General features: G+C 60.0%; 20 protein-coding genes. All 20 read right to left on the minus strand.

Annotated features, from left to right (window positions below; translation table 11 throughout):
- Window positions 1-125 precede the first annotated feature (125 nt).
- Complete coding sequence (gene rpsI / locus JOF47_RS11765) at window positions 126-626, minus strand: 30S ribosomal protein S9 (protein WP_068731564.1); 501 nt, start codon at window positions 624-626, stop codon at window positions 126-128.
- A 36-nt stretch (window positions 627-662) separates the two neighbouring features.
- Window positions 663-1,106, minus strand: coding sequence for a 50S ribosomal protein L13 (rplM, locus tag JOF47_RS11770; protein ID WP_209998382.1), 444 nt, complete (start codon window positions 1,104-1,106; stop codon window positions 663-665).
- 384 nt (window positions 1,107-1,490) lie between these two features.
- Window positions 1,491-2,444 carry a tRNA pseudouridine(38-40) synthase TruA gene (gene truA / locus JOF47_RS11775; RefSeq protein WP_209998391.1) on the minus strand — a complete coding sequence of 318 codons (954 nt, stop codon included), beginning with the start codon at window positions 2,442-2,444 and terminating at the stop codon, window positions 1,491-1,493.
- Between the two features lie 178 nt (window positions 2,445-2,622).
- Complete coding sequence (gene rplQ, locus JOF47_RS11780) at window positions 2,623-3,135, minus strand: 50S ribosomal protein L17 (protein ID WP_209998393.1); 513 nt, start codon at window positions 3,133-3,135, stop codon at window positions 2,623-2,625.
- 85 nt (window positions 3,136-3,220) lie between these two features.
- Window positions 3,221-4,228, minus strand: a complete 1,008-nt coding sequence (locus JOF47_RS11785; RefSeq protein ID WP_209998403.1) for a DNA-directed RNA polymerase subunit alpha — start codon at window positions 4,226-4,228, stop codon at window positions 3,221-3,223.
- A gap of 169 nt (window positions 4,229-4,397) precedes the next feature.
- Window positions 4,398-4,802, minus strand: coding sequence for a 30S ribosomal protein S11 (rpsK, locus tag JOF47_RS11790; protein ID WP_209998414.1), 405 nt, complete (start codon window positions 4,800-4,802; stop codon window positions 4,398-4,400).
- Window positions 4,803-4,845: 43 nt separating this feature from the next.
- Window positions 4,846-5,220, minus strand: a complete 375-nt coding sequence (gene rpsM, locus JOF47_RS11795) for a 30S ribosomal protein S13 (RefSeq protein WP_071212955.1) — start codon at window positions 5,218-5,220, stop codon at window positions 4,846-4,848.
- A 151-nt stretch (window positions 5,221-5,371) separates the two neighbouring features.
- A complete protein-coding gene (gene rpmJ / locus JOF47_RS11800) occupies window positions 5,372-5,485 on the minus strand; it encodes a 50S ribosomal protein L36 (protein WP_013349661.1) in 114 nt (37 codons plus the stop codon).
- 90 nt (window positions 5,486-5,575) lie between these two features.
- Complete coding sequence (gene infA, locus JOF47_RS11805; protein ID WP_068731548.1) at window positions 5,576-5,797, minus strand: translation initiation factor IF-1; 222 nt, start codon at window positions 5,795-5,797, stop codon at window positions 5,576-5,578.
- A gap of 424 nt (window positions 5,798-6,221) precedes the next feature.
- Window positions 6,222-7,052, minus strand: coding sequence for a type I methionyl aminopeptidase (gene map, locus JOF47_RS11810; RefSeq protein ID WP_209998416.1), 831 nt, complete (start codon window positions 7,050-7,052; stop codon window positions 6,222-6,224).
- Window positions 7,053-7,156: 104 nt separating this feature from the next.
- Window positions 7,157-7,729: an adenylate kinase gene (locus JOF47_RS11815; RefSeq protein ID WP_209998418.1), complete on the minus strand. Its 573-nt coding sequence runs from the start codon at window positions 7,727-7,729 to the stop codon at window positions 7,157-7,159.
- Window positions 7,726-9,030: a preprotein translocase subunit SecY gene (gene secY, locus JOF47_RS11820; RefSeq protein ID WP_209998421.1), complete on the minus strand. Its 1,305-nt coding sequence runs from the start codon at window positions 9,028-9,030 to the stop codon at window positions 7,726-7,728. The genes JOF47_RS11815 and secY overlap by 4 nt, the downstream gene beginning before the upstream one ends.
- Window positions 9,031-9,295: 265 nt before the next feature.
- The gene (gene rplO / locus JOF47_RS11825) at window positions 9,296-9,751 is read right to left on the minus strand and encodes a 50S ribosomal protein L15 (RefSeq protein ID WP_209998423.1); all 456 of its coding nucleotides are present in this window, start codon (window positions 9,749-9,751) and stop codon (window positions 9,296-9,298) included.
- Window positions 9,752-9,753: 2 nt separating this feature from the next.
- Complete coding sequence (gene rpmD, locus JOF47_RS11830; protein WP_209998433.1) at window positions 9,754-9,960, minus strand: 50S ribosomal protein L30; 207 nt, start codon at window positions 9,958-9,960, stop codon at window positions 9,754-9,756.
- Window positions 9,961-9,963: 3 nt separating this feature from the next.
- Complete coding sequence (gene rpsE / locus JOF47_RS11835; protein ID WP_209998435.1) at window positions 9,964-10,644, minus strand: 30S ribosomal protein S5; 681 nt, start codon at window positions 10,642-10,644, stop codon at window positions 9,964-9,966.
- 29 nt (window positions 10,645-10,673) lie between these two features.
- A complete protein-coding gene (gene rplR, locus JOF47_RS11840) occupies window positions 10,674-11,045 on the minus strand; it encodes a 50S ribosomal protein L18 (RefSeq protein ID WP_068731535.1) in 372 nt (123 codons plus the stop codon).
- 3 nt (window positions 11,046-11,048) lie between these two features.
- Complete coding sequence (gene rplF / locus JOF47_RS11845; protein WP_209998437.1) at window positions 11,049-11,585, minus strand: 50S ribosomal protein L6; 537 nt, start codon at window positions 11,583-11,585, stop codon at window positions 11,049-11,051.
- Between the two features lie 21 nt (window positions 11,586-11,606).
- Window positions 11,607-12,005 (minus strand): 30S ribosomal protein S8, encoded by a 399-nt coding sequence (gene rpsH, locus JOF47_RS11850; protein WP_068731531.1) that lies wholly within the window; start codon window positions 12,003-12,005, stop codon window positions 11,607-11,609.
- 62 nt (window positions 12,006-12,067) lie between these two features.
- Window positions 12,068-12,637 carry a 50S ribosomal protein L5 gene (gene rplE / locus JOF47_RS11855; protein ID WP_209998438.1) on the minus strand — a complete coding sequence of 190 codons (570 nt, stop codon included), beginning with the start codon at window positions 12,635-12,637 and terminating at the stop codon, window positions 12,068-12,070.
- The gene (gene rplX / locus JOF47_RS11860; protein WP_068731527.1) at window positions 12,637-12,981 is read right to left on the minus strand and encodes a 50S ribosomal protein L24; all 345 of its coding nucleotides are present in this window, start codon (window positions 12,979-12,981) and stop codon (window positions 12,637-12,639) included. The genes rplE and rplX overlap by 1 nt, the downstream gene beginning before the upstream one ends.
- Between the last annotated feature and the right edge of the window lie 2 nt (window positions 12,982-12,983).

Raw genomic sequence — 12,983 nt, forward strand, 5'->3', positions numbered from 1 at the left:
CCGGCGGCACCGGAATATCCAATTCGACAGCGATATTCCCCACACCAAAGGCGTTTTAAAGGCCGAAGGGCCCAGGGAATAATCCCTGGGCCCTTCGTGTCGGGCAAAAACCCGACGCAAGCGATTTAGCGCTTGGAGAACTGCGAAGCCTTGCGAGCCTTCTTGAGACCAGCCTTCTTGCGTTCGATGACGCGAGCGTCACGAGTCAAGTAGCCAGCCTTCTTGAGCTGCGCACGGTTGTTGTCGCGGTCGATTTCGTTCAGCGAGCGGGCAATGCCCAAACGCAGAGCGCCGGCCTGGCCCGAAGGGCCGCCACCGTGGATGCGAGCGATAACATCGTAGGCGCCATCGAGTTCGAGCAGCTTGAACGGCTCGTTGACATCCTGCTGGTGCAGCTTGTTCGGGAAGTAGTTTTCCAGCGTGCGACCGTTGAGGGTCCACTGGCCGGTACCCGGAACGACGCGAACGCGGGCAATAGCCTGCTTGCGACGGCCAACTGCTGCGCCTGCAACGGTGAGGGCCGGACGTTCCTTAACTACAACGGCTTCTGCCGATGCGGATTCCGAGGTGTACGAAGTCGGAGCTTCACCCTCGAATTCGGTGATCTCTTCAGTGTTCTGAGCCACGATAATCTCCTAAAGTCTTTTTCTCGGGGCCCAGCGCTACTGCGCGACCTGGGTGATTTCGAAGGTCGTCGGCTGCTGTGCAGCGTGCGGGTGCTCGGCACCGCGGTAGACCTTCAACTTGGACAGCTGCTGTGCAGCCAGGGAGTTCTTCGGGAGCATGCCCTTGATGGCCTTCTCCACTGCCTGAACCGGGTTCTTCTCAAGAAGTTCGGCGTAGGTAACGGACTTCAGGCCGCCCGGGAAGCCCGAGTGGCGGTAAGCGCGCTTGTTTTCGAGCTTGGCGCCGGTCAGGGCAACCTTCTCGGCGTTGATAATGATGACGTGATCGCCCATGTCCATGTGGGGGGCGAAGGTAGCCTTGTGCTTGCCGCGCAGCAGGGTTGCGGCCTGGACGGCGAGGCGACCAAGTACAACGTCTGAGGCATCAATGATGTGCCACTGACGAGTCTGATCGGCCGGCTTTGGAGTGAACGTACGCACTGTAATTGCCTTTGTTTATTGGTTACTGGTCAAGCACATCTTAGGAAAGCGGCTGTGAGATCCACAATCCTTAGAATGTGCCGTGTTTCGATGCGCTGTAACCAGTTCGCCAGGTGAGGACTGAAAAGACCGGCCGTCCATGAATGTTCGCAATCCCCACAGACCAGTGGCTCTGCAACTGAGCCGTCACGCGGGGAAGGTTGTGTCGAACAAAGGACACGCACAACAGCCAATAGTCTATCGGATTAACCCCACGTCTACCAAAGTGCGTCACGTGAGCCTGCCGACGTTTCCCGGCGGTGGCGGCGAAAGAGGTCAATTCGGGGCCGCTGGGAACCCAAACACCGGTTGGTGCTTCCCGTGCAGCTCACCGCACGGCGTGCATTATTCCTTGATTCCGCCCAGTTCCGGCAGATCGGTGGTGATCTCGTGCGGCTTGCGCCGGGTTCGGGTAAGTTCCGCGCGCATCGCGATCTCTTCCACGTCATCGGGATATGCGACTTCCTCGAGCACCAGGGCGCGCGGGTCGGCAAGCATGTTCTTGGAGTCACGCACTGCGGCATCCAACCTGAGGGCAACCCACCCCGGCTTTTCGCGGCCGTCGCCGACCATCAGGCAGGCACCGATCATGGCCCTGACCATGTTGTGGCAGAAAGCGTCGGCCTTCAAATGCGCCACAATGATCCCGGACTCGTCCCGCTCGAACGTGAATTCGGTGAGGGTGCGGATGGTTGTGGCACGCTCCCGCGGCTTGCAGAAGGATAGGAAGTCATGGCGGCCCAGCAGGCTTTCCGCTTCCGCGTTGAGCAGGTCGACATCAACGTCCTTTTTGTGCCACATGGTGAAGGCCCGGGTCAGCGGGTCGAACCTGGCCGGGCCATCGGCAATTCGATATGCGTAGCGGCGCCACAAGGCAGAGAAACGGGCGTCGAAACCTGCGGGAGCCTTGTAGGCCTCATGCACGAGGATGCTTCCGCCTTCGCGTCCCAGAACCCCACGCAGCCGGCGTACCAACGCGTATCCCGGATCCAGGTTGGCGCCGCGGGCCAGACCGGCATATTCGGCCTCGGTCAGGTCGAAGTGGACCATCTGGTGTCGGGCATGGACACCGGCATCGGTGCGGCCGGCAACGGTGGTTCTGATGGGTCGGCGAATCAACATGCCCAATGCATCTTCCAAGACACCCTGCACCGTGGGCAGGCCCGGCTGCAGCGCCCATCCGTTGTACGAGCTGCCGTCGTATCCCAGGCGCAGACACATGCGCACCAAGGCGGGTTCGGTGGCACTCCCCGTCGGCGCCAGGGCCGGGTTGGTGGTGTTCAGCTCCGGAATATTCATTGACCTTTTCCCCGTTCGGTTGCCAAGCAGTTCTTGGTAGCAACCACAAACCAATACGCCTCGGCCGGCTTCGAGTCTTGGCAAACCGTCCTTGAGGGCTTAGATAGAGACTTAAAACATTGGCCCGGTGCATAAGTGCACCGGGCCAATGATTCAGCTATTGCCGAGTAAACAAGGACTAGGCCTTGTTCTCCTCTGCGGCTTCGGTCTCTACAACCTCTGCAGCTTCGGTTGCTTCGGTCTCAACGACCTCTTCAACCGGAGCAGCCTTTGCGGCAGCCTTTTCGGCTTCCTTCACAACGGCCTGCTTCGGGGAAACCGGCTCCATTACCAATTCAATAACAGCCATCGGAGCGTTGTCGCCCTTACGGTTGCCAATCTTGGTGATGCGGGTGTATCCACCCGGACGCTCGGCCATGACCGGTGCGATGTTCTCGAACAGTTCGTGAACGATCGACTTGTTGGTGCGGCTGCGCGAGGCAATGACTGCCTGGACGCGGCGACGCGAGGCCAGGTCGCCACGCTTTGCGAAGGTGATCAGACGCTCAGCGTGCGGACGAAGGCGCTTGGCCTTGGTCAACGTGGTGGTGATGGACTTGTTCTCGAACAGCTGCGCGGACAGGTTCGCGAGCATCAAGCGCTCGTGAGCTGCGCTGCCGCCGAGACGCGGACCCTTTGGCGGGGTAGGCATAGTGTTCTCCTAATATGGTGGCCTGCGCAACCCGGGCAAACCCGGGTGCGAAGGTTTAAGTTCTGTAGCGGGTGGCTAAGAAGTCTTAGACTTCTTCGTCACCGTAGACGTCATCGTCGCCAATGGCTGCGGCACGTGCGGCCAGATCAAAGCCCGGAGGGGAATCCTTCAGGGCCAGACCCAGATCGATCAGCTTCGCCTTGACCTCGTCGATGGACTTCGCACCGAAGTTACGGATGTCCATCAGGTCGGCCTCGGAGCGAGCAACGAGTTCACCCACGGAGTGGATGCCCTCACGCTTGAGGCAGTTGTACGAACGAACGGTCAATTCGAGGTCTTCGATCGGCAGCGCCATGTCGGCTGCGAGCGCGGCGTCCGTCGGGGACGGGCCGATCTCGATGCCTTCAGCGGCGGTGTTCAGCTCGCGTGCCAGGCCGAACAGTTCAACCAGGGTGGTGCCTGCGGATGCAACAGCATCGCGCGGGGCAATCGAATCCTTGGTTTCAACGTCGACAATGAGCTTGTCGAAGTCGGTGCGCTGTTCAACACGGGTGGCCTCCACGCGGAAGGTCACCTTCATTACCGGCGAGTAAATCGAATCCACGGGGATACGACCGATCTCTGCGTCCGCGTTCTTGTTCTGCGATGCAGAAACATAGCCACGGCCACGTTCGATGGTCAGTTCCATGTCAAACTTGCCCTTCGCGTTCAACGTCGCGATGTGCAGGTCCGGGTTGTGGAATTCAACGCCGGCTGGCGGGGTGATGTCTGCTGCGGTAACGACGCCCGGGCCCTGCTTGCGCAGGTAGGCGACGACCGGCTCGTCATGTTCGGAGGACACCGAGAGGCTCTTGATGTTAAGAATCAGCTCGGTGACGTCTTCCTTCACGCCGGCTACGGTGGTGAACTCGTGCAGTACTCCGTCGATCCGAACACTGGTGACAGCTGCACCAGGGATGGAGGAGAGCAGGGTACGGCGAAGCGAGTTACCCAGGGTGTAGCCGAAGCCAGGCTCCAACGGTTCAATTACGAAACGGGAGCGGTTCTCCGCTACGACTTCTTCGGTCAGGGTGGGGCGCTGTGCAATAAGCACTTACATTTCCTTTCGGCGAGCGTCCGCTATATGACGCAACACAGGGGGTGGAAACGACGTAAGCCTCGTCGGCGTTCGTCTGGTTCGGTCTGGCTTGCCGTGGCGATCCTGCCGCCGTGTCAAAATCCGAAGGATGATGAACACGGCGGCAGGAAAGCCAGACAGTCAATTAGACGCGGCGACGCTTTGGCGGGCGGCAACCGTTGTGTGCGCTTGGGGAAACGTCCTGGATGGACCCAACCTCAAGGCCAGCAGCCTGCAGCGAACGGATCGCGGTTTCGCGTCCCGATCCCGGGCCCTTGACGAAGACGTCAACCTTACGCATGCCATGATCCTGTGCGCGCTTTGCAGCGGCCTCGGCGGCCATCTGAGCAGCGTACGGGGTGGACTTGCGTGAACCCTTGAAGCCAACCTCGCCGGCCGAGGCCCACGAGATTACAGCACCGCTTGGATCCGTGATGGAAACAATGGTGTTGTTGAAGGTGCTCTTGATGTGCGCCTGGCCGAGCGGGATATTCTTTTTGTCTTTACGACGCGGCTTGCGGACCGCTGCTCCACGAGTCTTGGGGGGCATTCTTACTCCTACGAAAAATTTGGCTTAGTGACGGCCGCTAGATTTAGCGGGTCTTCTTCTTACCGGCGACAGTACGCTTCGGGCCCTTGCGGGTACGAGCGTTGGTCTTGGTGCGCTGACCGCGGACCGGCAGGCCCTTGCGGTGGCGGATGCCTTCGTAGGAGCCGATTTCAACCTTGCGGCGAATGTCAGCTGCCACTTCACGGCGGAGGTCACCCTCAACCTTGAAGCTGCCTTCAATGAAGTCACGCAGCTGAACCAGCTCAGCGTCGGTCAGATCCTTCACGCGAGTGTCCGGGTTGATCCCGGTCTCGGCGATGGTCTGTTCTGCACGGGTCTTGCCCACGCCGTAGATGTAGGTGAGCGCAATAATCACACGCTTTTCGCGTGGGATGTCTACGCCAGCTAGACGAGCCATATGCTATGTCTACCTTTCGATGTGCGGAGGTCTTAAGCAGTACATCCTGGTTACCCAGTCCCCGGCCTCCGTGCCGAGGGTATGCATCGCGCGTTTGGATGCTGTACTACCGATTTCATTACTACGCGCAGAGCATTTCCCGTGAGGGAAATTAGCCCTGACGCTGTTTGTGGCGTGGATTTTCGCAGATCACCATGACCACACCGTTACGGCGGATCACCTTGCACTTATCGCAGATCGGCTTCACGCTAGGGTTAACCTTCACGGCTTACTCCTTTTGCGGTTGCGGTTTCAGTGGAGCGTAACTACCTTCGTCGCCCGGATCCCCGAGGGGAACCTGGACAATGAAAAGTCTTTACTTGTAGCGGTAGACGATACGGCCGCGGTTGAGGTCGTACGGGCTGAGTTCCACCACTACGCGATCCTCAGGGAGGATTCGAATGTAGTGCTGACGCATCTTTCCCGAGATAGTTGCAAGCACAACGTGTCCATTGGGCAGCTCAACACGGAACATCGCATTGGGCAGCGCCTCTGACACGGTGCCTTCTACCTCGATGACACCCTCTTTCTTGGCCATATCCTCCGCTAACTTTTGTTGTCGGCAACATTTATCACCGACAGGTTTATGGTTCTGGCCGCAGTTCTCCCGGTAAACCAAAACAATTGCTTTTGGGCACCAAGGAACAGACAACCAACAGTCAAGCCTACGCGGTGGGCGGCTTAAAGGGAAATCCCCTCGGGTGCCAACTTTAGTTAGTTTGCCCACACCAACGCCGAGGCTGCACTGGCGCCAGGGCAGCGCGCGGACAAGATGGAGACCGTATTGCGCGTTCAATTCGGGCACCGTCCAGGTTTTGTGCCAATATCGGCGGCATGGCGAAACGCACATCGACGCTTCGTCCCCTCATCCATCACCCGCTCGCGCACAACGGTACGCGTGCCGGAGTCAAAAGAGTGGGCCAAGGTTCAAGAACCCTGGCCCAGTCTCCACGATCTTTTCGCTACGGAACGATCGGGGACGGCTTGACTCCGAACGGGGCAAGGCCCGCCGCTCCCCCGTCGTGCGCGGTGAGCACCCAGATGCCACCCATGTGCACGGCGACGCTGTGCTCCCACTGCGAGGCGCGTGCGCCGTCGACGGTGACTACGGTCCAGTCGTCCTCGAGCACCTTCGTCTCAAGATCGCCGCGCACGAGCATCGGTTCAATCGCCAGGCACATGCCCGGCTTCACCCGCGCCCCGCGGTGGCCGGTGCGGTAGTTCAGCACGTCCGGAGCCTGGTGCATTTCCGAACCGATGCCGTGGCCCACGTAGTCCTCGAGGATTCCCAAGGGTGCGCCCGGCACCGAGGAAACGAAGTCGTCGATGGCGTCGCCGATCTGTCCGACAAAGCGGGCATCCGCCAGTGCGGCAATGCCGCGCCACATGGCTTCCTGCGTGACGTCGGAAAGCCGCTGGTCCTCGGGATCCGCCGTGCCCAGGATGACGGTGCGGGCGGAGTCGGCGTGCCAGCCGTCGATGATGGCGCCGCCGTCGATCTTCAGCACGTCGCCGTCCTTGAGCACGTATTCGCTCGGGAAGCCGTGGACAACCTCTTCGTTCACGGAAGCGCAGATAGTGGCCGGGAACCCGTGGTATCCCTTGAAGTTTGACTTGGCGCCATGGCGTTCCAGCACCGAGGCGAAGACCGAATCGATGTGGGCGGTGGTGGCACCGATTTGCGCTGCCGCAACGGCCTCGTCCAGGGCTTCGGCCAACACCAATCCGGCTTCACGCATCTTAAGGATCTGCTGGTTGGTTTTGTACTCGATTTTTGGTTGGCCGAAAGCCATGGTGTTTGTCCCTTCGAAGACTGATTACCCCTATTATCGCAAAAAGCCGTGGGGACCTGCACGCTATGTGCGGATCCCCACGGCTATTGCCTTACGGCCTTGGCTTAGACGCTCTGTTCCAGCGCGTCCAGGACGCGGTTGGTGACTTCGTCGATTTCGCCGATTCCATCAACCTGGCGCACGATGCCGCGCTCCTGGTAGCGGTTGACCACGACTGCGGTTTCCGCGTGGTACAGGCTCAAACGGTGACGGATGACCTCTTCGGTGTCATCCGCACGGCCTTCGATCTCCGCGCGCTTGAGCAACCGGACAACCAGTTCCTCGTCATCGGCGGTGAGCTGCAGGACCGCATCCAGTTCCACGCCTGCGTCGGAGAGGATCGAGTCCAGCTCATCGACCTGGGCGCTGGTGCGCGGGTAGCCGTCCAGCAGGAAGCCGTCTTTGACGTCTTCCTGGGAAAGACGGTCGCGCACCATCGAGTTGGTGACCGAGTCCGGAACGAAATTGCCGGCATCGATGTATTTCTTGGCTTCGACGCCGAGGGGAGTTCCACCCTTGACGTTGGCGCGGAAGATATCACCGGTGGAGATGGCCACAACGTTGAGGCGCTCCGAGATACGTACGGCCTGGGTGCCCTTGCCGGCACCTGGCGGTCCAATGATCAACAGTCTTGTCATCGCAGAAGTCCTTCGTAGTGTCGCTGCTGCATTTGTGCGTTGATTTGCTTGACGGTCTCAAGGCCCACACCAACCATGATGAGGATCGAGGTACCGCCAAAGGGGAAGTTCTGATCGGCGTTGAAGAGCACGAAGGCAATCAACGGAATCAGTGCCACGAATGCCAGGTAAATGGCACCCGGGAGTGTGATGCGGCTGAGCACGTATTCGAGGTACTCGGCCGTGGGGCGTCCGGCCCGGATGCCCGGGATGAAGCCGCCGTACTGCTTCATGTTGTCCGCGACCTCGGTCGGGTTGAACGTGATGGCCACGTAGAAGTACGTGAAGCCCACGATCAGCAACGCGTAGACAACCATGTACAGCGGGGAGGAACCGGAGAAGTGGGTCGAGATCCACAGCGCCCAGTCCGGAAGGGTTCCGTCCTGGCGGGTGTTGAACGTGACCAGCATGCCCGGGAGGGCAAGCATGGAGGAAGCGAAGATCACGGGAATCACGCCGGCCATGTTGACCTTGATCGGGATGTAGGTGGACGTTCCGCCGACGGTGCGGCGGCCAACCATGCGCTTTGCGTACTGGACCGGGATGCGGCGCTGCGACTGTTCAACGAACACAACCAGGGCAATGACGGCCAGTCCGACGAGGATGACGCCTGCAAAGGCGCCCCAGCCCTGGGACTTGATGATGGCACCCATCGATACCGGGAAGCCGGAAGCGATGGAAACGAAGATCAGCAGGGACATGCCGTTGCCGACCCCGCGTTCGGTCGCCAGTTCACCCATCCACATGATCAGGCCGGTGCCGGCGGTGAGCGTGATGATCATCAAGAGGATCACGATCAGGCTCTGGTCCGGAACAATCGGCAGCTGGCAGCTCGGGAACAGGGTTCCGCTGCGTGCCAGGGAAACCAGCGTGGTTGCCTGCAGAAGGCCAAGCGCGATGGTCAGGTACCGGGTGTACTGCGTCAGGATCGCCTGGCCGGACTGGCCTTCCTTGTGCAGCTCCTCGAAGCGCGGAATAACCACACGCAACAGCTGGATGATGATCGAGGCCGTAATGTACGGCATGATGCCCATGGCGAAGATCGATACCTGCAGCAGGGCTCCGCCACTGAACAGGTTGACGAACTGGTAGAGACCGCCGCTGGTGTTGCCGGCGGCCAGACACTGCTGGACGTTCGTGTAGTCCACTCCGGGTGCAGGAATGTATACACCGGCGCGGTAGATCGCGATGATGGCGAGCGTGAACAACAACTTGCGTCGCAGGTCAGGCGTCCGGAATACCCGGGCAATGGCGCTGAACAAGCGTCCTCCTGAATGGTGATGGCCGGGATACCCGGAGATGACCTATCGATTCTACCGGGTGACTAGCGTTACTAACCAAATGCGCCGCGGCAAAAAGTGTAAAGACTTCCCCGGCTGATCGATATTTTCAGCGGAGAATGGCCGCACTCCCCCGGCTTTTGGTGCCCGGGTGTGGGCCGAAAACGACGAAAAGAGGGGCTCCGGGAATCCGTTGCCGAATTCCTGAAACCCCTCTTTCCTCTATGCGATCAAAGGATCACGTAGCTTAGAGCTCTACAGCCGAACCGCCGGCTGCGACGATCTTCTCTGCTGCGGACGAGGAGAAGGCGTTGACCTTCACGTCGACCTTGACGGTGAGCTCGCCCGAGCCAAGGATCTTGACTGGCTCGTTCTTGCGAACGGCGCCCTTCGCGACCAATGCCTCGACGGTGACCTCGCCACCTTCCGGGAACAGCTCCGAGATCTTGTCCAGGTTTACAACCTGGAACTCGACGCGGAACGGGTTCTTGAAGCCGCGAAGCTTCGGAAGGCGCATGTGCAACGGCAGCTGGCCGCCGGCGAAGCCGGCCTTGACCTGGTAGCGTGCCTTGGTGCCCTTGGTACCGCGACCAGCGGTCTTACCCTTGGATGCCTCACCACGACCCACACGGGTCTTGGCCTTCTTGGCACCTTCGGCCGGACGCAGGTGGTGTACCTTCAATGCGTTTTCTTTTTCAGCCATGATTACTTCGCCTCCTCAACCTTTACGAGGTGCGGAACCGTGTTGACCATACCCACGGTCACGGCGTCAGCGGTACGAGTCACGGTGTGACCGATACGCTTCAGGCCGAGCGAGCGAAGGGTGTCGCGCTGGTTCTGCTTGCCACCAATGGTGGACTTGATCTGGGTGATTACCAGCGTAGCGTCGCTAGGGACAATGTTCTTTGCCACTACTTACGCACCTGCCTTCTGGTTCTGGATGTTGCGAAGCATCTGCGCCGAAACAACCTCGTCCAACGGCAAGCCACGACGGGCTGCAACTGCCTGAGGCTCTTCAAGGGCCTTCAGAGCGGCAACGGTGCCGTGAACGATGTTGATCTGGTTGCTCGAGCCCATGGACTTGGACAGAACATCGTGGATGCCTGCACATTCCAATACGGCGCGAACCGGACCACCGGCGATAACGCCGGTACCCGGCGATGCCGGACGGAGGAGAACGACGCCAGCTGCGGCTTCACCCTGCACCATGTGCGGGATGGTGGTGCCGATGCGCGGGACGCGGAAGAAGGACTTCTTGGCTTCTTCTACACCCTTGGCGATTGCTGCCGGAACTTCCTTGGCCTTGCCGTAGCCGACGCCAACGAGACCGTTGCCATCGCCAACAACAACAAGTGCGGTGAAGCTGAAGCGACGACCACCCTTGACGACCTTGGATACGCGGTTGATAGCTACAACGCGCTCAAGGAACTTGTCCTTGTCTTCGTTGCGGCTGTCCTTCGAATCGCGGCCACGGCCACGACCCTCGCCACGGCCACGGCCTTCGCCGCCACGGCCACGGCCTTCGCCGCGACGAGCGCCGGCGTTGTCCGCGGCCGGAGCAGCAGCAGTCTCGACTGCCTCAGTAGCTTCAGACACCTGAGTTTCCTTCTTGTTAGTTGCTTCGCTCACAGTGCCAGCCCACCTTCGCGTGCACCTTCAGCAACAGCAGCCACGCGACCGTGGTACTTGTTGCCACCGCGGTCAAAGACCACGGCTTCAATGCCGGCAGCCTTGGCGCGCTCGGCTACGAGCTCGCCAACGCGCTTGGCCTTGGCGGTCTTGTCGCCGTCGAAGGCGCGCAGGTCGGCTTCGAGAGTCGACGCGTAAGCAACGGTGATGCCCTTGCTGTCGTCAACGATCTGAACGAACATGTGGCGAGCCGAGCGGTTAACGACCAGGCGCGGACGAAGCTCGGTGCCGGTGATGCGCTTACGAACACGCAGGTGGCGGCGGCCGCGTGCGGCAGCCTTGCTCTTACCCTTGATTCCGATAGCCATGGTTTACTTACCAGCCTTTCCGACCTTGCGGCGGATGATTTCGCCAGCGTAGCGAACGCCCTTGCCCTTGTACGGGTCGGGCTTACGCAGCTTGCGGATGTTGGCGGAAACTTCGCCAACCTGCTGCTTGTTGATACCGGAAACGGTGATCTTGGTGTTGCCGTCGATCGCGAAGGTGATGCCTTCGGGAGCTTCGACAATAACCGGGTGCGAGTAGCCGAGGGCGAACTCGAGAGTCGAGCCCTTCAGTGCAACGCGGTAACCGGTACCGTGGATTTCCAGCTTCTTTTCGTAGCCAGCGGTGACACCGATGATCATGTTTTCGATCAGGGTGCGGGTCAGGCCGTGCAGCGAACGCGAATCGCGCTCGTCGTTCGGGCGAGACACGGTGACGATGTTCTCTTCGAGAACAACGGCAATCGGGCTTGCTACGGTGTGAGTCAGTTCGCCCTTGGCGCCCTTGACGGAGACAACGTCGCCATCAATCTTGAGCTCGACGCCGGCAGGAACAGTGATCGGAAGACGTCCAATACGTGACATGGTTTCTTTCTCCCTTTCCCGTTACCAGACGTAGGCGAGGACTTCCCCACCTACACCCTTCTTGGCTGCCTGGCGGTCGGTAAGCAGACCGGAGGACGTGGACAGGATGGCGATGCCGAGTCCACCAAGGACGTGCGGCAAGTTGGTGGACTTTGCGTATACACGCAGGCCCGGCTTCGAAATACGGCGAACGCCAGCGATTGAACGCTCGCGGCTCGGGCCGAACTTCAGGGTGATGGTCAGCTTCTTGCCAACCTCTGCTGCTTCTTCAACGAACGAGGCGATGTAGCCCTGTTCCTTGAGGATCTGTGCAACGCGCACCTTCAGCTTCGACGACGGCATTGCAACCGTGTCGTGGTAAGCCGAGTTGGCGTTGCGCAGACGAGTCAGCATATCTGCGACAGGATCTGTCATTGTCATTTGGGCTTCTGCCCTTCCTCGCTACGGTTTCCGCGCAAGCGCGGACCTGCAACGTAGTTGATCTAGTTGGCGGTCTTGAACGGGAAGCCCAGTGCCTTGAGCAAGGCACGACCTTCGTCGTCGGTCTTCGCGGTGGTCACTACGGTGATGTCCATACCGCGAACGCGGTCGATGGAATCAACATCGATTTCGTGGAACATGGACTGTTCCGTGAGACCGAAGGTGTAGTTGCCGTTGCCGTCGAACTGCTTCGGGCTCAGGCCACGGAAGTCGCGGATACGCGGCAGTGCCAGCGTAACCAAGCGGTCCAGGAATTCCCACATGCGATCGCCGCGAAGCGTAGCGTGGGTACCAATCGGCATGCCTTCGCGCAGCTTGAACTGTGCGATCGACTTGCGTGCCTTGGTAACCAACGGCTTCTGGCCGGTGATGGCGGTGAGGTCGCGAACTGCGCCTTCGATGAGCTTGGAGTCCTTGGCGGCTTCGCCGACACCCATGTTGACTACAACCTTGACCAAGCCCGGAACCTGCATCGGGTTGGCGTAGCTGAATTCAGTCGTGAGGGCTTCGCGGATCTCGGCGGCGTACTTGGTCTTCAGACGTGGCTGGATGTTCACAGCTGCTTCAGTCATTACAGTGCCTTCCCGGAAGACTTGGCGTAGCGAACACGGACGGTCTTGGACACGCCGTTCTTCTCTACGGTTTCCTCACGGAAGCCAACGCGAGTCGGCTTCTTGGTTTCCGGATCAACGATTGCCACGTTCGAGACGTGCATCGGGGCCTCAACGACCTCAATGCCACCAGTCTGCGTGCCACGCTCGGTCTGACCGGCCTTGGTGTGCTTGGTGACGCGGTTGACGCCTTCAACAATCACGCGCTGTGCTGCCGGGAATACCTTCAGCACCTTGCCCTGCTTGTTGCGGTCGGAACCGGCGATGACCTGAACGAGGTCACCCTTCTTAATCTTTGCACCCATGG

It is taken from the genome of Paeniglutamicibacter kerguelensis, assembly GCF_017876535.1.
Taxonomy (GTDB): Bacteria; Actinomycetota; Actinomycetes; order Actinomycetales; family Micrococcaceae; genus Paeniglutamicibacter; species Paeniglutamicibacter kerguelensis.